17 protein-coding genes are annotated in these 21,332 nt (G+C 47.5%); 7 read left to right on the forward strand and 10 right to left on the reverse strand.

Translation table 11 applies throughout. The features are described 5' to 3' along the window. Nucleotides 1-88 precede the first annotated feature (88 nt). The gene (locus tag GWG06_RS25585) at nt 89-1,417 is read left to right on the forward strand and encodes a glycosyltransferase (RefSeq protein WP_160717061.1); all 1,329 of its coding nucleotides are present in this window, start codon (nt 89-91) and stop codon (nt 1,415-1,417) included. Between the two features lie 25 nt (nt 1,418-1,442). After that, nucleotides 1,443-2,186, forward strand: a complete 744-nt coding sequence (locus GWG06_RS25590) for a 4'-phosphopantetheinyl transferase family protein (protein WP_160717063.1) — start codon at nt 1,443-1,445, stop codon at nt 2,184-2,186. A 44-nt stretch (nt 2,187-2,230) separates the two neighbouring features. Here the strand turns inward: GWG06_RS25590 and GWG06_RS25595 are convergent, their stop codons facing one another. The 9 genes from GWG06_RS25595 to GWG06_RS25635 form a co-directional block, all read right to left on the reverse strand. After that, nucleotides 2,231-2,689, reverse strand: coding sequence for a hypothetical protein (locus GWG06_RS25595; RefSeq protein ID WP_202183116.1), 459 nt, complete (start codon nt 2,687-2,689; stop codon nt 2,231-2,233). Nucleotides 2,690-2,768: 79 nt separating this feature from the next. Continuing rightward, nucleotides 2,769-3,137: a VOC family protein gene (locus GWG06_RS25600; RefSeq protein WP_160717067.1), complete on the reverse strand. Its 369-nt coding sequence runs from the start codon at nt 3,135-3,137 to the stop codon at nt 2,769-2,771. Nucleotides 3,138-3,215: 78 nt separating this feature from the next. Further along, entirely contained in the window at nt 3,216-4,037 is an 822-nt protein-coding gene (locus GWG06_RS25605; protein WP_160717069.1) for a helix-turn-helix domain-containing protein, read from the reverse strand. 186 nt (nt 4,038-4,223) lie between these two features. After that, complete coding sequence (locus GWG06_RS25610; protein WP_160717071.1) at nt 4,224-5,405, reverse strand: basic secretory protein-like protein; 1,182 nt, start codon at nt 5,403-5,405, stop codon at nt 4,224-4,226. 243 nt (nt 5,406-5,648) lie between these two features. Next, nucleotides 5,649-6,986, reverse strand: a complete 1,338-nt coding sequence (locus tag GWG06_RS25615) for a hypothetical protein (protein WP_235938529.1) — start codon at nt 6,984-6,986, stop codon at nt 5,649-5,651. A 47-nt stretch (nt 6,987-7,033) separates the two neighbouring features. Further along, complete coding sequence (locus GWG06_RS25620; RefSeq protein WP_160717073.1) at nt 7,034-8,242, reverse strand: DUF4998 domain-containing protein; 1,209 nt, start codon at nt 8,240-8,242, stop codon at nt 7,034-7,036. A 26-nt stretch (nt 8,243-8,268) separates the two neighbouring features. Next, nucleotides 8,269-9,438 carry a DUF5000 domain-containing lipoprotein gene (locus GWG06_RS25625; protein WP_160717075.1) on the reverse strand — a complete coding sequence of 390 codons (1,170 nt, stop codon included), beginning with the start codon at nt 9,436-9,438 and terminating at the stop codon, nt 8,269-8,271. A 40-nt stretch (nt 9,439-9,478) separates the two neighbouring features. Continuing rightward, nucleotides 9,479-11,395 carry a RagB/SusD family nutrient uptake outer membrane protein gene (locus GWG06_RS25630; RefSeq protein ID WP_160717077.1) on the reverse strand — a complete coding sequence of 639 codons (1,917 nt, stop codon included), beginning with the start codon at nt 11,393-11,395 and terminating at the stop codon, nt 9,479-9,481. A 20-nt stretch (nt 11,396-11,415) separates the two neighbouring features. Continuing rightward, entirely contained in the window at nt 11,416-14,556 is a 3,141-nt protein-coding gene (locus GWG06_RS25635) for a SusC/RagA family TonB-linked outer membrane protein (protein WP_235938532.1), read from the reverse strand. A gap of 250 nt (nt 14,557-14,806) precedes the next feature. Between GWG06_RS25635 and GWG06_RS25640 the strand changes: the two genes are divergently transcribed. The 3 genes from GWG06_RS25640 to GWG06_RS25650 all read left to right on the forward strand — a co-directional run bounded on the left by GWG06_RS25640 (nt 14,807) and on the right by GWG06_RS25650 (nt 16,286). After that, nucleotides 14,807-15,541: a GntR family transcriptional regulator gene (locus GWG06_RS25640; RefSeq protein WP_127034352.1), complete on the forward strand. Its 735-nt coding sequence runs from the start codon at nt 14,807-14,809 to the stop codon at nt 15,539-15,541. 324 nt (nt 15,542-15,865) lie between these two features. After that, entirely contained in the window at nt 15,866-16,045 is a 180-nt protein-coding gene (locus GWG06_RS25645) for a class I lanthipeptide (protein ID WP_160717079.1), read from the forward strand. A gap of 55 nt (nt 16,046-16,100) precedes the next feature. Continuing rightward, entirely contained in the window at nt 16,101-16,286 is a 186-nt protein-coding gene (locus tag GWG06_RS25650; protein WP_127044562.1) for a class I lanthipeptide, read from the forward strand. Nucleotides 16,287-16,391: 105 nt separating this feature from the next. Here the strand turns inward: GWG06_RS25650 and GWG06_RS25655 are convergent, their stop codons facing one another. Continuing rightward, nucleotides 16,392-18,791 (reverse strand): ABC transporter permease, encoded by a 2,400-nt coding sequence (locus GWG06_RS25655; protein WP_160717081.1) that lies wholly within the window; start codon nt 18,789-18,791, stop codon nt 16,392-16,394. Between the two features lie 764 nt (nt 18,792-19,555). Between GWG06_RS25655 and GWG06_RS25660 the strand changes: the two genes are divergently transcribed. Together GWG06_RS25660 and GWG06_RS25665 are read left to right on the forward strand one after the other, a co-directional pair. After that, a complete protein-coding gene (locus GWG06_RS25660; protein ID WP_160717083.1) occupies nt 19,556-20,149 on the forward strand; it encodes a phage tail protein in 594 nt (197 codons plus the stop codon). An 8-nt stretch (nt 20,150-20,157) separates the two neighbouring features. Then, a complete protein-coding gene (locus GWG06_RS25665) occupies nt 20,158-21,327 on the forward strand; it encodes an ABC transporter substrate-binding protein (RefSeq protein WP_160717085.1) in 1,170 nt (389 codons plus the stop codon). Nucleotides 21,328-21,332 lie beyond the last annotated feature (5 nt).

Consider the following 21,332-nt stretch of genomic DNA (forward strand, 5'->3'; position numbering starts at 1 on the left):
TTTTTCTGTAAAAAAATGAATACGTTTTAAATAAACTTCATGAAATTTGTCATTACCATAATCCTGAACCCTCAAAATTTAATATCCTATGTCACGCTTCTTATTTGGCAGTGTTCCTTTGCACGGACACCTTAACCCGACAATCGGTATTGCCCAGCAACTCATCAGAGATCATCACACGGTAGCCTATGCTGCTCATTCGCATGTAAAACAGGTATTTGAAAAAGCGGGCATCCCCTTCCTGGAAAAATTTCAATGGGGAGACGCCGTGATACTATCGAATGAAACAATCGCTGCAGGAAAGAAACTGCTGTTGCCATGGATCCTGAAAAAGAAAATGAATACGACTCCGGCGGAATGTATTATTCATCAGCTGGAACAAGGCGTAACCGACTTCCTGGAGTTGATTGACAACTGGCGGCCGGATGTTTGCGTTTTCGATACGATGTTTTACCCGGGTATTATTGCAGCGGAAATCCGTAAGGTGCCGTATGCAGTCAGTTGCCCGACGCAATTGCTGCTGCCATGCAACACCATCATCCCGGAAGAAAAGGGACAAGCCATGCGTCCGTTCAGAAAACTGCTGGCTCAGCTGATGGTGCTCACACTCCGCCGTATCACGCAGCAGGTAAATAAAATAAGACAGCTGCACCAGCTTCCGCTGCAGCAGGTTTTCTGGAAACACCATACGCCTGCACTGTACCTGGCCTATACCTCCGATGCCTTTGAATTCAGGCGGTCTGACCTGTTATCACAGACATACTACATAGGCCCGTCGGTGAGCCGTGAATTTGCAGGCGCCGATGTACCGTTCCCGTGGGAGTGGCTGGACGGCCGGCCGGTTGTGTATTTCTCCATGGGTACGGTATACATCAGGAAGCAGATTATCAGCCAGGTGATCAAAGCGTCTGCAGGAGCACCGTGGCAGCTGGTTATCAGTACCGGAAAAGCCTTTCCTCCTGAAACCTGGACAGACGTTCCGGAAAATGTACTGATAAGGTCATATGTGCCGCAGGTGGCATTAATGGAGAAAGTGAGCGCAGTAGTCAGTTCCGGCGGATTCGGAACGGTAGGCCAGGCACTGATGAACGGCGTGCCGCTGGTGGTTATTCCCCAGATCCTGGAGCATCGTGTAACTGCCAGCAAGGTAGTGCATGCAAAAGCAGGAATAAAATTATCTTCGTGGCTCGTGTCTGCCGGCAGGCTGCACAAAGCTATTGCAGCATTATTGCAGGACCCGTCCTACAGACAACATGCTTCAGAGATACGTGCCGACTACCAGCAATGCAATGCCCCGGTTTCCGGCGCACGCCTGCTGGAACACCTGGCAAAAAAGAGAAAGTCCCTGCATCGCCCGCCGCATCAGGGCCCAACCCTGTACAGCAGTTATGTACAGGAATTATTGAATTCAATCTGATGACCGCTTTTTTTATAAAAACACTATGTATACCGGGAAGATCCTGCTGAAAAGAGAAACGAAAAATTATGATGCAGGATACTGTATCCTTCACTCCGGAATGCCGGAGATACTGACAGAAGTACCCCTGCTGCATCCGGAAGAAAAAGCGTATTTCGATACCTTACAGTTCGACCGGAGAAGAGAGAGCTACCTGCAGGGCAGAATAGCCGCCAAAAAAGCTGTAAAGGCATTGCTTCCTCACATCCCCCTGCCCGATATACTTATCAGCCAGGGAATCTTCCAGTTTCCTGTGGTGAAAATACCTGCCGCACACAACATACAGGTAAGTATCAGTCACTGCGATGACATCGGTATAGGCATCGCCTTCCCGGAAGAACATCCGCTGGGGATCGATATAGAGCAGATAGACGACAATAAAACTGCGGCCATAAAGGGGCAGGTCAGCGATAAGGAACTACTGTTGCTGCCGGGCTGCGGCCTTACGCTCACCAGCGGCTGCGCGCTTCTATGGACGGTAAAGGAAGCCTTGTCAAAAATATTCAGAACAGGGCTGATGATGAACTTCCATTCCCTGGCGATCCAGACACTGACAAGAGAGGGAGCTTTATATGTCAGTACGTTTTCAAATTTTGCGCAATACAGGGCAGTCACCTGTCTGACAGCCACACATGCCTGTTCGCTGGTGCTGCCACGGAAAACCACGGTGGAACTGAACACTTTCCTGGAGGCACTGACAGGCAGGCCATGGAATAATTATGTTTCCTGAATGAAAGATAAGGCCGGTGCATGTTCGCCTGCACCGGCCACTGGTTATATGCTATCAACCGGCGAAATAAAAGGATGTAATAATCTTCTGATGACTTTTATATCCTGTTCCTCATTTCTCATAATCCGCTTTTGATGATTATAATTAAAATCGGAATATGAAATTTCAATAAGGGTCAAACCATTCATCGGGATTAAAGTGCGGCGTCTTTCATCGTAAATTTTTCTCTGCTCTCCCCGATGTACGCCACTTACTGTAAGCACATCCGGCTTATCAAAAAATGTCACCTTTTCCGTATGCTGTTTCTCTCTGTATTCAATAACAAGATGTAACTTTTCATAGTAGGCGTCTACCGGTAGTCTGCGGCATTTACCGTTTTTACCTATATCTCCAAGTAAGAAATCAAATTGATTATATTGTCTCAGGGAAGCTAATCTCAACACCTTGTCACATAGATCAAGAATATAACATTCGTCTTTATGCAGCGCTTTTCTCTCTTTCATGTTCATAGTGGGTATTTCAACAGTAAATAATCATCCGGTGAACATTTCAAACAATAATATGATCAGTAATGTTCAGCAATTATTTACAGGCATGTAAACCTATTCTGTTCCCTTCACTGTCTGTAAACATGGCATAGAAGCCATTTTCAGCATCAATCAGGGTTTTCGGGACAAGCACTTTCCCGCCATTGACTTCTATTTTATCCAGAATCGCCTGCAGATCTTCTCCGCCGTTGAAATAAACCAGCGTGCCCTGATCTGAGGGCTTGTAATCCGTTCCGTTTACCAGCGCCACATTTACAGTGTCTGCTCCGCCGGGAAACAAGCCCATCTGTGTTCCCTGCATGTCAATCTCTTGAATGTCCACAGCCAGCACCGACTGATAAAAACGAACGGCCCTGGCAAAGGAGGTGGTTGGAATTTCAACAATTGAAATCAAGTTATTCATGGTATTACTTTTTTGTTCAGAGATGTTATACCACAAAACTACGATGGGCCATGCAGCAGGAATTGTAAAATTGCGACATCACCCTTTGGCATACAGTGCAGCGGAAAGCGCCATAGCGCTGTCACAGAGAAAATGCCTGGGGCTTGCGCCGGTAAACTCTTTGAAGTCTTTAATAAAATGGGCCTGATCGTGATATTCGCCTTCGTAGGCAATGTTTGTCAGCTGGCCGGATGGCTGGTCCAGTATCATTTTCAACACCGCCTGCAACCTGATTACTTTCCCCAGCTGCTTAGGGCTGATACCTATTTGCTTTATGAATTTCCGTTCGAGCTGTCTTCTTTTTGACAGTTGCGCTTTCAGTATGGCATGTATGGGCTGACTGCCGTTTGTTGCTATCAATGCATCCACTGTTGATTTTACGATATGGTCGATGGTGACCTTATGCTGCATGCTATCCAGCAGAAAATTTTCCATTATCTGTATTCTCTGGGGCGTTCCGGCAGCACTGATGATGCCTTGCGACAGATGCCCGGCAGTTTCTTCTCCGAAGAGCTGTGCCAGCGGCGTTTCTGTATCGGCCAGCTGATCCAGGGGAACCGTGACGAGATTAGCAAAGCCATAGGGATAAAAGCGTACAGCGAAGGAATGAACGTATCCTGCAGGCTGAATAAAGTAGGGCCTGGTGATTTGCCCCAGCACCATTTGACGGGGCTGAATAATGAATTCTTCTTCGGAGGTGAACCGTTTAATATCATCGCCCAGAATAAAGAACAGTTCAATACATCCGTCCGGCAATATGCGTTGTCTGGCACTGCTTTCATTTGCCGGCACCTCCAGGGTCCAGAAGCATTTCACAAACGATCTCAGATCCTGATGCGGAAGAAAAGTCTCATAGTTCATCGGCCCGGAAGAATTTTATCTGACAAATGAAAGATTATTCTTTTCAAAAGTATAAAAAATCCGGTTGAGAACTGATGGCAGCGGAAATGCAGATGTCTGCATGAAAGCGCCGGCAAAAAAAATTGCCGCTGTAAGATTACAGCAGCAATTTTCCTAATATCAGTAAGACTGTAAACTTTTATCCGATCAGATACTGGGATTGCTGACATAGTCAGCCCACAGCTGATCTACGTTCTTCCCGGTTTCGTTCACCCAGAACTGAGGGGTGTATACGCTGGTATGCATAGCAGTATGCAGTTTCTTCACGATACCCGCTTTTACATGATGCTCCATCCAGAGGAAAAACCGCGCCGCATCACCATATCCTTTGGTGTAGTGGGAATTGGAATTGGGAGGCGTTAATGCCCATCCGGCGGCGGCATTATTCAGGCCATACACGTGCCTTACATAGTCTGCAATACCTTCTGTCACCCATCCCGGCCCTGTCTGATAATTCTCTATGATATGCGTAATTTCATGTGTAGCCACATCAATATCGGAGGTATGCTGGCTCATATAGGTGGCGCCATAATAAACGAACGCATGTCCGGCATTGGCGAACGCTACACCGTCATAATCGGTCGCTACTTTAAAATGTACTTCCCTGGCAGCATTGGGATTGAAATCAGTCATCAGCTTCGGATAGTTGGTAAAGAACACATTGATAAGCCCTTGTTTCTGCTGCACATTCATTCCTCCCGGCGTATTATCGATAAAGACCAGGGTAAGGTTATTCTGCTGAAAGGTATCAATCTTTGTCGGAGGCGACTGTGTCTGAGATCCCACAGGGACAGTGAACAGCCTCAGTTCACTCATTTGCAGTAAATGATCCCAGTGTGTGGCAGTGATATTCCAGCGGTAATAGCGATATGCATTAGCATTGATAAAATCATACCGCTTCACGGTTTTGCGCGACTGAAAATCTTCCATGACCCGGCGGTCCAGCACCACCCAGCTGACATTGTCATTAGATGCTGTGACGGTCCAGTTTCTGGGATCTCTCACATCGAAATCGTTACCGCTTGTGATAGCGTACGCCGCTACCTGTGTAGGTTGGGGGAAACTCATCTGGACATAAAAGGCGGAGGTATGTTCTGCCAGGAACTTGGTATCGGGATTTCCATCAACCAGTTTGGGAGAGCCTTCGGCGCTGCCTGCGCCCTGATCGTTTTCAGTGCTGACATACAGGGTAGCCTGGGAGGTAACGTCCACACCGGCCAGCAGTTCCTGCCGCGTTGCAGATGCCCCGTCCTTAACAGGATCAGTAGTGAGTTCTTTTTTTGTGCATCCCGGGAACAAAGCAGCAGTGGCTGCAAAGATTAAAATCAATGATGAAATTTTCAAAATAGCATGCATACGATAGGTTTTTAGGTTTACAAAAAATGATCGTTTATCATAAGAGCATATATGGCTAACTAATAATTGCTGAATGGCGGAAGACATATGTAAGCGAAGGTTAATCTGCAGGTTTTCCGGATCCTATAAATGCTGCAGGTAAACTCTGTTACCTGCAGCTACAGTAAAAATTTAAATATCTGCAATGAAAGTACAGTTACTCACTGCGGTGGCAAATTACTTCGCCTGCAGCGCCCATTTCCTCAGCGCGGTAACGGCATCATACAATACGCCGGCTTCTCCCCTGAAATCGCCGGATCCGGAAGCCTTTCCGGTGCGTACATCGTACCACTCGTAGAAGCCATTATTTTTTATTACCCTGTCGAGCATAGGGATGATTTCAGCGTATGCTTCGGCTGGCATCCCGGCATCTACCAGCGCCGGAATCATACGACCGCCAAACCAGGTCCAGTCGCCGGCATTCTGGTAAACATACGCAGCCATATTGGGAAACATTTCTACCGGATAGGGAGGATAAACAGTCATGCCGATGGTAGCGTACTTTTCCTTTTCAGCAGCAGCGAGGAACTGGCTGTTAATCTGCCGGATCTCTTTTTTATTATGCAGACCAGCCAGGATAGCGCAGGTAGTGCCTCCGGTGTAGAGTATTCCACGTTCGTCAAATTCTTTCGGGAACGGGCTGCCATCGAGGTAAATATGCGGGATATATTTACCGGCGGCAGCATCCCAGAGATGTTTACGGATATTTTTCCGGATAGATCCCGCTATTTCCTTCCAGTTCTTTTTCATTGGGGCAGCCGCGGGCTTCATGGCCATAAAATCGTTGATGGCAGACAGGAACATGGCATTATCATAAATATCTATCGCCCATTTTGTTTCTTTATTGAGGGCAACTCCCCATCCCTTTTCCGGCTGCACATCGCCCCAGTCAATGGTAGTAGCGCCTTTCACCAGCCCATATTCTTCCGACCAGCGCTGCGTAAGTACAAATTCCAGGGCAGCTTCCATCCGCTGCCATACTGTTTGTTCTCCTATCTTTTCCAGGAGCAGTTCCTGCTCTCCGGTAGCTGTTATATATTTTCTGACCGCCTGTATCAAAGAGGACTCCTGGTCTGTTTCCACCGTATTCTTATGGCTGGCCCATCCGGGAGCGAGATTTGAATAGGCATACTGATACCCGACATTTGCCTGTTTCTCCTTGATAACGCCATCAGGTATATTTCCATCTGTGCCCTGCACCTTGAAGAAAAGCAGCAGCGCGTCTTTCACGTCCTGCCTGCTGCGGACTTTCAACGAACCGTTGATGAACGTATTAAAATCTCTTATCCATATCTCGCCGTAGCCGGTGCCGGCATTAAATCCGGTAAGTATTCTCAGCGCTCTTTCCTGTACCGTATCCATCCGGGCGTCTGTCAGTATCTGCTGAGCCAGGGCTGCTTTACCCGGACTGGTGGCGGATATTCTGCCAGGATAGGATACCAGGTTAATTTTTTCTGTCTGTGCCTGCGCTACGGCCCCCACGAACAAAAGTTTCAGTAAGAATAGTCGTTTCATCCTTTATTGTTTATTTAGAAATTGTTTTTATCATGAGCGATATGCGGTTACTTTTCATGTGTATAAAAGGTACACTCTCCCATCGTCATAAATGCAGCACCGCCCCAGTTGGACAGTAACCGGAACCGGTAGTAGCGGAAAGCAGGCGTATTTTGCGGTACCGCAAATACTTCCCCGTTCTTTGCAAAAGCAATGTCGTCGTCGGTATTCTGTCCTACCGGCAGCCCTGAAGGTTTCACGGATGTATAGGCGCCGATTTTCGTCCAGCTGTCCCAGCTGCCGTCTGCCGCCGGGTTGTTGCTTCCATAGAGTTCAAATGTCTTTACATTTTCCTGCTTATATAGTCTGTCGCTTGCCTGCCATATTTTAAAGCGGCTGAGCGGAGCGGCCAATCCGGCGTCAATCGTAAACCAGCAGGGAATTACAGACTGCGTGGCAAAACCAGGGGCGCCATATTTTTCATCCCACAGGTAATCTATCAGCCAGCCATAACCGCCATCTTTTACATCCGTGGGGAGTGACAGCACTTTAAAATCAGCCTTGCGCAGTTCCCTTTCAAATACAGGAAGTGTTACTGCAGATAACTCCGGATAAAAATTTTCGAAGGCGGTAGTATCAGGCTTGTACCTGGAACGATAGGTCAGCTGCGAATGTTCCTGGTAATCCGGTAATACCGTCCGGTTCTCTCCTGCGCCGGTAATGATTTGCTGTACGGTTCCTGCTGCGCCGGTATAGTTCACTTCAATACCCTGTTCGCCGCCGGCAGGCTCGCCCCAGTTCAGGATGACCTGTTTACCATCAGCAGATTGCACAACAGACTTCAGTGTCCTGTTTACCAGTGTGCCGGTATAACTGTTTCCGTAAGCCATTCCGAATGCATTCACCACTACCGACCTGTTGTTTTCCTTATCATAGGAATATACGATGAAATTATAATTTCCTTCCTGTAAGCCGGAGATGAGTACCGGTATGGTATCTTTTCTGTTCTGCTGAGGTACCGCTATCTCCATGGAATCACGGTTACTGTTCCAGAAAATCCTGAACGCTGTTACCAGCGGATCGTTGCCGGGAACAAGTGACAGTTGTATGCGGTGGTAGCCCGACTGAACGATCACAGTATCAACACGGCTGGGGTAAGTTATTTCACCGCCTTCCAGGTATTTTTTATAGGCATCGCCTTTAGTTTTGGTACAGGAGACCATACAAGCGGGAATGACCAGCATCCATAAACAGGTAAAATATGCAGCGTATTTCATGTATTGCTTTTTTCCGGATAGATGTATTATTTGGTATCTCCCCACATGGCGATCTCATAAAAATTCACGTAGGTACCGTTCGACCAGTTCTTCAGCGTTTTAAAACGGATATAGCGCACTTTAGGAGAATGCAAAGGGAAAGTCACCGTCTGACCCGCCAGCGCTGCATCTGTATCAGCCTGTGACAGCTGTCCTTCCGGCAGTCCGGAAGGTTTGATCTGTGTAACTGCTGCCAGCAGTACCCAGCTGCCATCGAAGCTGCCGTCGGGGTTGGGATTGTCGGAGCCCCATATTTCCACCACCCGCGGGTTATGCAGTGAGTAATAATAATCCGGCCGCATATGCCACACCAGCCGGCTCAGTTTAGCGCGCTGTCCCATATCAAAAGTGAACCACTGCGGCATTTTCGAAGCATCGCTGGAATGATAAAAGCCGCTCGTGGTGCTGCCATCGAAAAGTCCGGCAATGGAACCGTTATGCCCTATCGGCGCATCGCCGGGCAGTGGCAGTCCTTTCATTTTTGTGCGATCCAGCCGCTGCTCAAACAGGGGCTTAATCACCACGTGCATGGTATCGGAGAGGTTACCCCACCGGTCACGTACATATACGCCAAATTTTGTGGGAATATCCGGCATATTCCTGGTAGAAAAATTCCCTTCCTTCAGGTTGGTATATTGCGTAGCCACCGGAGAGAACCGGCCGAGAGAATCATCAGCAAGTACCACAATTGCCAGCTCATCTTCTCCGGGATTGGTATATTTTATATTCACGCCTCCAAAGTCTGCCGCTGCTGCCAGTTCTTTTCTGACCACCCAGACAGGAGGAATAAGCGGGCGGACATCGATGGTTACCGGAGAGGAAATGTTTTCGCTTTTGTCTACCGCATATACCGTCACCCGGTATTCGCTGGTATCTCCGAAACCTGCCACTGTCAGGCTCCGGTTGTAGCGGCTTACCTTGGTTTCACGGATAGCGCCGTTCGGGGCCGTATACTGCGCCTTGACATATAACAGATCCGGGTCAGACGGGAGGGCATACTTTATTTTCACGGCGCCGTGCAGGCTTTCCACCGTAATATCACTGACAGGGCCGGGAGCAGTGCTGTCTTTCAGTGCCGGTCCGTTGCCATCTCTTTTACAGGCACATAATACCAGTAACATGAGGAAGATACAGCAGCAATAAATTCTTTTTTTCATAGCAATACGTTTACATCCGTATAGTGATAAATGATTGTCATTACCATCCGGTATTCTGTACCAGGTTGGGATTTACCTGCAGATCTGTTTCCCTGACAGGCCAGAAATAATCCCTGGGCGCAACAAACCGCGGGCTGTACAGAAATACTCTGCGGTTATAGTCTTCATAGTTTGCCTGCAGAATATCCCAGCCGAAAACAGGCATGTTTAATACCTGCGGCGCTGTTTTCCATCTGCGGAGGTCCCAGAAACGGCTTCCTTCAAATGCCATTTCAATGGCTCTTTCCTGCCTGATGATTTCCCGTAGTCCTTCTTTGGTTGCGTATTTCGAAGGCTTTACAGAGTAGTTGCTCCATGCATATTCCACGGAAGGCACTCCTGCCCTTGCACGCAGCAGGTTGATATAATGCAGGGCATCAGCGGGGTTGCCTGTTTCGTTGGAAGCCTCTGCATACAGCAGGTAGAGGTCACCCAGCCGCATCAGGGGCCAGGGATAGTATTCTACATCCAGGGAAGTATTATTGTAGACCAGGTTCCAGTTCACTACTTTCTTCGTGTAGTAGCCGGTTATAGAATACAGGCGGCTTTGTTTTTTTCCGGAGTGCTGTTCCAGCTTGCTTTGAATATTGTAGTTACCGTTTCGCATAAACCAGGTAGCACCATCGAAAGCTACATCAGCATAGAACCGGGGTTCGCGCTCAAAGTGCAGCCCGATAGTACGGTATCCTTCCTGAATGCCGGTATCTTTTACGGTAGCGGTGCGCAGCTGGAAGCGGCGGGCGTAATCCCATGTTCTGTCTTCCTCAATGGGAACACCGTTGCGGGTATAAAAAAGTTCCGCCATTTTAAGCGGGGGCGCCAGCTTTCCTTTCAGGTTCATGTTAAACATATTGGGATCCAGCTGAGGGCAGGCATACGTCTGTAGCCAGTAGGCGGGTAATCCGGCGGATGTTTGTCCCCATATCAGCTCACTGTTCCATTTTTCACAAACCGCGTTGCGGATATTCATTTCCACTCTTGTTGCCGGCGTTACGGTAAGCACGGCGGGATTGAAGTAATACAGTTTACCACCGGCTGCATGTGCCGCGTCTATGGCCTGTTTACAGGCTATGCGTGCCTTTTCCCATTTACCGGCATCATATTGTGCATTAAAAAGTAATTGCCCGTTGTTGTTCTTCAGACCGCCGAAATCATTATTGCCATTAAACAGCGGACTTGCAGCCGTTACCAGCACACGCGCCTTTATTGCCAACGCCGCCACTCTGGTGATGCGTCCCAGTTCTGTGGTGCTGCTGGTGATTTTGTCCGGCAATGCGCTGTTATCGGTATTGCCTGCAGCATCATCTATCAGCCGGGTAATATAATTCACCACGGAATCGACCGGTTGCCGGTATACTTTTATTTCTTCCGGCGTGGCGGTAACAGGCAGGTTCTTATCCACCACCGGAATGGGGCCGTACATTCTGAACAGGTACCAGTGAAAATATGCTTTTAAAAATCTGACTTCGGCTGTCCACCTGGCCTTTTCATAGGGTTGCAGGTCACGGACATTGTTTACATTCTCCAGAAAAATATTGCAGGCCCTGATGCCCTGCCAGAGGGATTTATTATCATAGCCGTCCCAGTAGTTCATGTATGGCTGCGCCACATTCTGATTTCCCCTGGCAATATTATAAGGGTCCAGGAAGAAGAAATCCTCTGTCATAGGCCAGTAGGTCCACGCTTCATCTCCTCCGCTGAAAGCAGGATTTTTATCCGGATGATCATCCTGCGGCAGATAGGAGTAACAGGTAAATAAATATTTCTCTGCCTCCAGCCGGTTGGAGAACGCATGATCAATGGTAGGCACATTATCCGGAACGATATCCAGGTATTTATTGCAGGCAACAAGACATGAGCAGGCAAGGTATAACAGGCAGGCAGACAGATAGGAAAGGCAGGCAGTTAATTGTTTCATATAGTAAGATTTAACCGGCATTATAACTGAACATTTACTCCGATGTTAAAAACACGCTGAACCGGGTATCCCAGGCCGTTTCCACCCTGTTCAGGATCCCATAGCCTGAAGGCGCTGATGAGAAACAGGTTGGTGCCGTTGGCATAGATTCTCAGTCCGGAGATATGATATTTTTTCAGCCCCTTCTCTCCTATGTTATAACCGATTTCCGCACTTTTCATTCTGAGAAAAGCACCGTTACGTATCCACCAGCTGGAAAGCTGGTTGTTGTTCTGGTTCTGGGTAAGTCCCAGCCGGGGCCAGAATGCGTACAGGTTGCGGTTATCCTCAGACCAGTGGTCATTGGCAATGGCTTCGAGCAGGCCATGCTGATCTGCGCCGGTGGTAACAAACGGTGAAATTGCTTCCGGGCTTATCATAATAGACGATCGGGCCGACCCCTGAAAGAAGGTGCTGATATCAAAATTCCTGTACCCGAATGAAAAACCGAATCCATAGATGATTTCCGGCGTCAGCGGGTATGCCAGGCCATTCACCATATCCAGTGTGGTGATCTGTCCGTCCCCGTTCAGATCACGGTATTTGATATCTCCGCCCCTTACTTCTCCGAAATTTTGCCTGGGAGAATTTTTTACATCTTCATCATCCACGAACAACCGTTCTGCAATCAGGCCGTATACCTGGCTCAGCGGATGTCCTGCGCGGGAGAGGTAAAGCATGTTAGCGGGATACTGCGGCTCTTCGTTGACCAGCAGTTTACTGGCCGCATAGGTAAATGTGCCGCGCAGCTGCAGCCATGCTTTATGGAAACTCTTGTTGAAATCCATGGCTACGTCCAGGCCACGGCCTTCAGCGACGCCTACGTTGGCGCTGACCGGCGCGGTGAGTCCCATGGTAGTCGGAATATAGGCGCGTTCCATGAGGATGTTGCTGCGCCGTTCGTGGTACGCATCGATGGTAAAATTCAGCGCATTCCACAATCCCAGGTCCATCCCTATATTTATCTTTTTTGACCGCTCCCAGGTAATTCCTTCATTCGGGTATCTGGCTACGGATACACCGGGACGGGAGTAACCAAAATTCTCTCCGAACCAGGCGCCGAAATCGCTGTTGTTGAGGTTTACATTGGACAGGTAAAAGAAACGGTCGTTGGCATTACCTATCTGGTCGTTGCCTACAAGCCCCCAGGTAGCGCGGAGTTTCAGCTTTGATACCACGTCCGTCCATTTGCTGAAAAACTTTTCGCTGTCGGCATTCCAGGCAATGCCGAGGGAGGGGAAGAAACCGAAACGGTTTTTCTGCGCAAATCTTTCTGATCCGTTATATCCGAAATTTCCTTCAAACAGGTAACGGTTATCATAGCCGTAGGTAAATCTTCCGGAAATACCCTGGTTGCGGAAAGGCAGGGAAGCCTGCAGGTCGCCGGCATTTCCGTTGAGGTAGTTGCGCCGGATACCTATCAGCAGCGCACCGATATTATGCACCTCTTTAAATGTTCTGTTGTAGTTGATAGCCGCTTCTGCATAAGTGGTAGTATTGACAATTTTATCTCCTGCCTTGTAGTTCAGGTATTCCGTTGCGGTCTTTTCATTGAGAAGCGAAAGCGTGTAGCCGCCGGATTTATCCATAACCGGACTGGCAGTATAGAAGAAAGGATTATACTGGCGGCTCAGACTGAAATAGGAATAGCGTTTGGTATAGGCCATTGCTCTGGCTGATAGTCCGGGGGTGATAAAACCGAGGTCCTGTTTGATCTCCACCTGTACGTTCAGGACAGAAGTATTGTACTGCTGGAATCCGGACACCATAGATGCGTAGGGATTCGTATATACTTCTCCGTTAGATCCCCTCGAAGCGTTGCCAAACAGCGGGTGTTTGGCTGCCGGCAGGTCAGCAGCGGGAAAAATGGCGGGGAACAGCACCGGGTTTGCATTCAGCGTACTTTTAAACACTGCGGCGCCGCCGCCTACCGGTCCGTTATAATCATCAAAATTTCCGGTGGTTCTGATGATGGCTTCTGTGGTACCGGTGAGTTTCAGGTTTACATTGGAGCGCACTTCGTAGCTTCTCAGCCGGATGTTATTATTCACTGCGGTGCTGCGTTGCGTTCTCAGGATGCCTTTGTCCTGGTTCACGGTAGCGCCCACATAATACTGCGCTTTAGTACCGCCGCCGGAGAGATTGATGTTGAATCGCTGGTTGCTGGTATACTTCTTTATCAGTGCATCTATCCAGTTATTATCAGGATACAGGTACGAATCATTGCCGGCGATGGTGCCATCGATTTTGTTCTGGCTGTAAGGCAGCTGTCCCAGCGGGTTCCGGGTCAGCGATGCTTCATTGGCCAGCTGCATGTAGGTGATGTTATCGGCCAGCCTGAAATTCCGCGTGTTGGAAGAAATAGAATTTTCCAGCCTGATATTCATTTTAGTAGCGCCGGATTTACCTGTTTTTGTTGTTACGAGGATAACGCCGTTGGCGCCGCGTGCGCCGTACAGGGAGGCGGCGGCGGCATCTTTCAGTACGGAGAAACCGGCAATATCATCCGGCTGCAGGCGAGCCAGTTCATTGGAGGCAGATTCCATCCCATCGATCAGGATGAGGGGATCCAGTTTACCGGAGCCGAAAGACGTGATTCCCCTGATAAAGAAAGAGGCATTATCAGCGCCGGGCTCACCGCTCCGCTGATAGGAAACCAGTCCGGCTATACGTCCGGCCAGCATGGTCGTCAGATTACTGGTAGGCCCTTTAATTTCTTTCGGGCTGACACTTGTAATGGCGCTGACCATACTCACTTTTTTCTGTTGGCCGTATGCCACTACTACCACGTCATTCAGGTCGTTCTTATTCTCCAGCAGTACTACCTGGATGGTATGCCGGCCGCTGACCGGAATGGTCTGCCGCTGATACCCGATAAAGGAAAACAGGAGCGTGTCGGCCGCGCCGGTGGCAGTAATGTTATAGTCGCCGCTTGCGGTGGTGGTAGTACCGGCCGTGGTATTTTTTACCAGCACCGTTACGCCGGGTATTGCCTGGCCTTTGCTATCCAGTACTTTACCTGTGACTTTAAATGAGGTTTGCCCCAGCGAAATTTTGGTTGACATTAATAACAGGAGGCCATAAAGGAAGCTCCTTGAATAGGTCTGGTTGATATTTTTCATAACTACGGAATAATTAATTCGACCCACTTAATTGTACATACATAATTACATATTAGATTTGAAAAAAGCAAGCCTCCGGAAAAAAAATATTTTTAAAAACCGGTAGTATCCAGGAAGATCAGGTTAAAAAACACTTGATTATCCTGCTCACTATCCTTACAGACAAGGCTTTTCAGGGATATGCTACAGGATGGTCATTGTTGATGAATTATCCCTAACTTGCAGATATTACTTATGTTCCTACATTTTTATGAAAATAGAGATAGATCACCAAAGTGCGGTCCCGCTACACATTCAGGTTGAAAATCTGTTAAGGGAATTGATCAGGCAGCCGGAATACCAGGCAGGGAAATTATTGCCCAATGAGCTGGAACTGGCTAAAAAACTGGCGGTGTCGCGTACAACACTCCGTCAGGCGATCAATAAACTGGTGTATGAGGAATTGCTGGTCCGCAAAAAACGGCTGGGAACAAAGGTGGCGCAGCCTAAAATGAGTTCCAAATCCATGAACTGGCTGAGCTTCACACAGGAAATGCTGGCCCGCGGCATCACGGTAAAAAATTATGAACTGCATATCAGCTGGGTATATCCGGATGAGCAGATTGCTGCTTTCTTTGATATCCGGACGGATAAGAAGGTCATGAAACTGGAACGCCTGAGAGGCAATACACAGGAACCCTTCGTTTACTTTATTTCGTACTTCCATCCCAGGATTGGCCTCACGGGCGACGAGGATTTCAAAAAACCACTGTACGAGATGCTGGAACAGGAACATTATTTTGTTGCCACGTTATCAAAAGAAGAAATCAGTTCCAGGACGGCCGACAAAATGATTGCCGCCAAACTGGAGATTGATCTGGGCAGCGCCATACTGTTCCGGAAAAGATTTGTCTACGACCAGGCCGAACGGCCGATGGAATACAATCTCGGGTACTACAAAGCTGAGAGTTTTATTTACACCGTGGAAAGCCGCCGCACTCCCTGATCTTCATCTTTAACAACTTCTCCGGAAAATCTGTCCTGTTTATCCTCATTTAATATGTCACTACATTATAACATTAATAATAAGCCATAAATCCTTTTCACCGGGAGACAAAAAAAATAATCAGACAGATATTCACCTGACAAGATTTTTATTCTCTTTCAGAAAGTTTACTTACCTTAATGATCTTAGAAATAGTAACCCTTTCTATGCCACATTCACCTACCTGAAACAGATAAATTCATTACCAGCTCCTTGCGCTGAAAATCCACCCCATGGCGTTACTCCTTGTAAAAGACAGGGGAGGCTGTACTAAAAACAAATGTTATGAAAAAGAAAAGCATTAACCTGAAAAAGAAATTAGTGTTGAAAAAAGAAACACTGACCACGCTTACCCCCTTCCAGCAGGCAATGTTAGCCGGCGGCCTTGCTATCAGAGAAACCTTCACAACGAACTGCGAAACGGCCCCTATTACCGGAAGACCCTTTTGCATCCTTTGCCCATGACCCTGAGAGGTATGCCGGAAAAGCAGTAGCCACTTATCACTATTAAACCTGTAAAATGAAAAAGAAAAAATTGTCTTTAAGTAAAAAACTATTCCTGCAGAGAGAAATTGTAGCACCTCTCAACAGTCAGGAACAATATCAGTTAATCGGAGGCGCGCCCCGTACTACCTGGGGATGCCCTACCTGGCTGCCAAATCAGGGCTGCTATACAGAAACAAATCCTCAGATTCTCTGCAACTGATTATTCCGGAAAATCCGGAAGCGTGCCGTGAATTATTAATAAACAGGGCAACCTGCTGTAACAGACAGCAGGTTGCCCTGAAGCACTTATATAACATCTCAGATATTATTCCGCCTTCAGGCTTTTCACCGGGTTGGCTACTGCCGCTTTGATCGCCTGATAGCCAACGGTAAGCCACGCAATGATTTCAGACATCAGCATCGTCAGTAAAAATATTCCGATTCCGATATCTATCCTGTAGGCAAAGTTTTGCAGCCACCGATGCATGATGTAATAAGCCAGCGGCGCTGCTATTAAAAATGCTATGCCGATCAGCAGGGTAAATTCCCGGGAGATCAGATAAATGATGTGGAGGACAGATGCCCCCAATACTTTCCGGATGCCGACTTCTTTCGTACGCCGTACAGCCATAAAGGAGACAAAGCCATATAAACCCAGACAGGAAATAAATACCGCGATACCTGCAAATATTTTATACAACTGCATCAGCTGGCTTTCCTGCTCGTAAAATCCGGCAATCCTGTCATCAAGAAACTGGTACTCATAGATAAAATCCGGATAGGCCCTGTTCCATATCCCTGCTATGGCTGCCAGCGTTTCCTTCGCCTGCTGTGGTTGTATTTTTATGTTGATGATCCGGTATACCATTTTGTACGAAGCCAGCACAATCGGCGTTCTTGCCTGTTTCATCGAATTGCCGTTAAAATCCTTCACCACACCTACCACCGGCGCTACCATGTCTCCGTCCCAAAAATTTATTTTCTTTCCCAGGATATCTTCCGGATTTTTAAAACCCAGTTTTTTCACCATCATTTCATTCACGACAAATCCGTTTACCGTATCTGCCTGGCGATACGGTGCTCCTGCGATGAACTGCATATGATACGTTTTAAAATAGTCTGCATCCGCCCACTTGAATTCACTCCTGAAACCTGATTTTTTTACTGCATTATCAAACATGAAATCACTGTCCCACCCGGCTTTATCTATGGGGCTGAACGCGCTCAGGCTCACACTTTCCACGCCCGGCTGCTGCTGCAATTCCTGTTTCAGTGCCTCCATCTTAGATTTGCGCGCCGTGTCATTAGCCATCGGCACCGTTATAACGGCTTCTTTATCGAAACCCATCGGCGCGTGATGAAAAAAGTCCATCTGGCTCACAATAATCAATGTTCCGATAATCAGTGTCTGCGCAGTAGCAAACTGAAAAACCACCAACGCCCTTCTTACCGAAATTCCTCCCACCATATTCGTAGTCAGTTTACTTTTCAGCGCGGTAACCGGATTAAAGCCGGATAAAATCATAGCAGGATAACAGCCGGATAATAAGGTAACAACGAGGATAATGCTGCACAGGAATACCAGCAACGGTATGCTGAATTGTACATACAGCGGCGTTTGCAGGAGATTGTTCAGCAACGGCAGCACCATACCTGCAAACACAGTGGCCAGTGCCGCTGAAATAAGCGTAATGAAAAAAGTTTCCATTAAAAACTGGACGACCAGCTGCCTTTTGCTGCTGCCCAGCACCTTTCTGATACCTACTTCTTTTGAGCGGCCTGCTGCTCTGGCGGTAGCCAGATTTATAAAATTGATGCAGGCAATTATTAACAGAAACAATCCTATTAAACCCAATGCAGTAATCAGTTCTTTACTGAAGGTACTTTTCCGGTATGTGCCAAATTCACTCTCATAATGCATACTGCTCAACGGCTGTAACAGATACCCCTGGTTCGCATACGCAACCGGTGTATGTCTTTTTACAAAAGCCTTAAGCTCGTTATTGAATGACGCAGCCTGCATATCCGGAGGCAGTAGCACAAAGGTGTTTAATGACCCGTCCAGGCCGGTCCAGTCAGTTAAAATATCTTCATAGGCAGCAGTCTTAAATGAGAATACCACCTGCAGGGGAAAGTCAGTATTAGCGGGAATATTTTTCAGGATGCCTGTTACTTTGCAAAGCAGGCCGTTATCGTACCGGATGAATTTACCTGTAGCGGTGTGCCAGTCTCCGAAATATTTATTGGCTGTTTCCTCGGTGAGCACTACGGTATTGGGTTCTGACAAAGCCGTTCCGGCATTGCCGGTCAGAAAGGGGAAATTGAATATGTCGAAAAATGCAGGCTCTGCGAAAAACACATCTGCTTTAAATTTTTTCAACGGCACTCCCGCTTTATCCTCCGGCACGGTTATCAGCTGATCTTCCCGGGCATATATGCGGGCTACCTGTTCCAGTTGCGGATAGTCTGTACGCAGCGCTTCTGCCACCGGAAAGGCGCTGGCTTTCGAATAGTTCATTCCTTCCGGTGTTTTTACTGTTGACACTACCCTGTAAATACGCGATTGGTGCTGATGAAAATTATCAAAGCTGGTTTGATATTGAATCAGCAGGAAGATAATCAGGCAGGCGGCAATGCCTACTGTCAGGCCGATTGTATTGATGGCGACATAGGTTTTATTGCCGCGTAAATGCTGCCAGGCGGTTTTTACATAACTTTTAAACATGGCGGAAATAAGATTAAACGTTGAGCAATAGTAACCTGCGTGGCACCAAGAAAAGTACCATTTACTATATAGTTACAAATCAATTATATATAAATATATAATTATACAAACTGTACGTTTTTGATACATGTATTGTTCGTTTATAGTATCCGGTGAGTTTTTTTACATCTGCAGAAAGAAGCGGGAAACATGGATAGATCCAGGCAATGCAGCAGTCGTTTATTCATTAACGTTATACAGTACTGATACCGGATATGACGGCAAATCAGCCGTAGCTCCGATTCATATTATCATAAATATATATTTAAATATTATCTGTTTAATAAAAAAGAAAATATATCTTTGTCCTGTATTCAGTAATAAGTTTTAACCCCGATCTTTTGAAAGCCGTTCAACCAAAACGAATATTCCTATCTGTTAGTTAGAAGGAACAACTTTACATCTGTTTTTTGGAGCCTACATTACCGTATCGTTTTAAAACGGTACCCAACTCAGGAATTATCCCTATGTATATACAATGCAGAAGGCATTTCCGGGAAAATGCCGCTAATTTATTCCCTGTACAGTCATCGCTGCCGCCTCATCAGCAAGCCGGAGAAGTAACAGCGTATCATCCTGCGTTCATCCGTAGCCGTCAACCGTACGCCGGTATAAATACCATAACCAGCGGTACTTTCCCGTCAGGATACCAGCCGTATGCCACACATTCTTTCAGACATAACAATACAATCGCATTTTAAACCTTTACTTAAAACAGATATAGAGTGGAACCATTATTAGCTTCGATTATTCTATTTGCCGGTAATTTTAATCCCAAAGGCTGGATGTTTTGCTGGGGGCAGATATTGAGTATTGCTCAGAATACGACCCTGTTTTCCCTGCTGGGCACTACGTTTGGCGGCAACGGCATGACCACCTTTGGATTACCTGACCTGCGCGGCCGTTTCCCGATGGGTACCGGCCAGGGCCCCGGATTACCCAATATGGAACTGGGTCAGATTGGCGGCACCATCAGCACTACCCTGCTGATCACCAATATGCCGGCACACAACCATACCGGCACGATTGCTTCCGCTTCTGTAGCGCAGGCTGCCAGCGCCGCTGCGGCTACCACCAACACTCCCGGCAGCACCGTAGTACCAGCTCAATTGCCGGTATTCGGCGCAGGGCCTACTGCCCAGCAGATTAAAGGCTATGGAGTACCTGACAACACTACCTTCCTGGCGCCTACTACCAATGTAACAGGTACCATAAATGTTGGTATTGCAGGGGGCAGTCAGCCATTCAGTATCATGAACCCATACCTCGGTATGAATTATATCATTGCCATAGAAGGCGTTTACCCCAGCCGTTCCTAATTTTCGATATGTCATCAGTACTTTCTATTGGATTTCTTACTCCCTATTCCGGTGTATATCCCGCCTATTCCGCCCACCTGGTAACAGGCTGGCTGCTGGGTATGGGATTAGATCCCGTGCGGCAGAGAACAGTGCAGTTTACATCAGAGTATACCCATATGGGAAGTGCTGATGCTTCTGTTAAAGCTGCCCGTAAACTGCTTTTCTTTAATAATGTTGACATCCTGTCTGGTCTTATCAGCTATAAGGCAACCCCTGATATTATTCCGTTAGTGGAAAGTTTAAAGAAGCCTGCCTTCTTTTTTGATATGGGTGAATACATTCCTCATTTCCCGTATCTCAGTCCGGATGTATTCTACGCGTCGCATCAGTTGTGGCAGTCGCAGTATGCACTGGGCCGGTGGGCGCACAGCCACTTCGGGGACGGGGGGCATATGATTATGCCGTTCTACGAAGCAGGCTACCACCTGCATACCGCCTTTAAAGAAGGCGTAACTGCAGCAGGCAGTACACAGATAAGTCTTACCGTACTGCCGCATCAGGCGAATGAGCCGCTGCAGATGGAAACGGAGCTGGACGCGCTGTTTTCAAAAATCGTCCAGGATCCTCCCTCCTACGTTCACGCCATCTTCGCCGGCAATATGGGCACCCGCTTTTTCCGGAAATGGATTCAAAGCGGTATTCATAAAAAGATTCCGCTGGTGGTCAATGAAACGATGGCCTACGATGATCTGCTGCAGGATATTCAGGACGCGGACCTGGACATCTATACCGCTATGATGTGGATGCGTGAGGATCAGCGCCCGGCCAATCAGGTGTTTGTAAGGAAGTTCGAAAGCATTGCGCAGCAACCAGCCAATATCTACGCCCTCATGGGATATGAGGCAGGTTTGATGTGGCGGGAATTACTGCCTTACGCCAGCAAAAAAGACTGGGATACTGTAAAACAACAACTTCGTACAGGCGTAATAGATGGTCCCAGAGGACAGAAGAGCTTTTATCCCGCTGCCGGAGTTGCCCTGCCTGCAAGCAATATTCTCAAGATCAGTACAACTGGTAATAAAATAAACAAACTCATACTTGATCAGGGTGCAGGCATGCGCCATGATGCAAAGGAGTTTGCAACAATTCATCAGGAATCAGTGACAGGTTGGCATAACCCTTTTCTCTGCATTTAACAGTT

This window comes from Chitinophaga solisilvae (genome assembly GCF_009928525.1).
Lineage (GTDB): Bacteria > Bacteroidota > Bacteroidia > Chitinophagales > Chitinophagaceae > Chitinophaga > Chitinophaga solisilvae.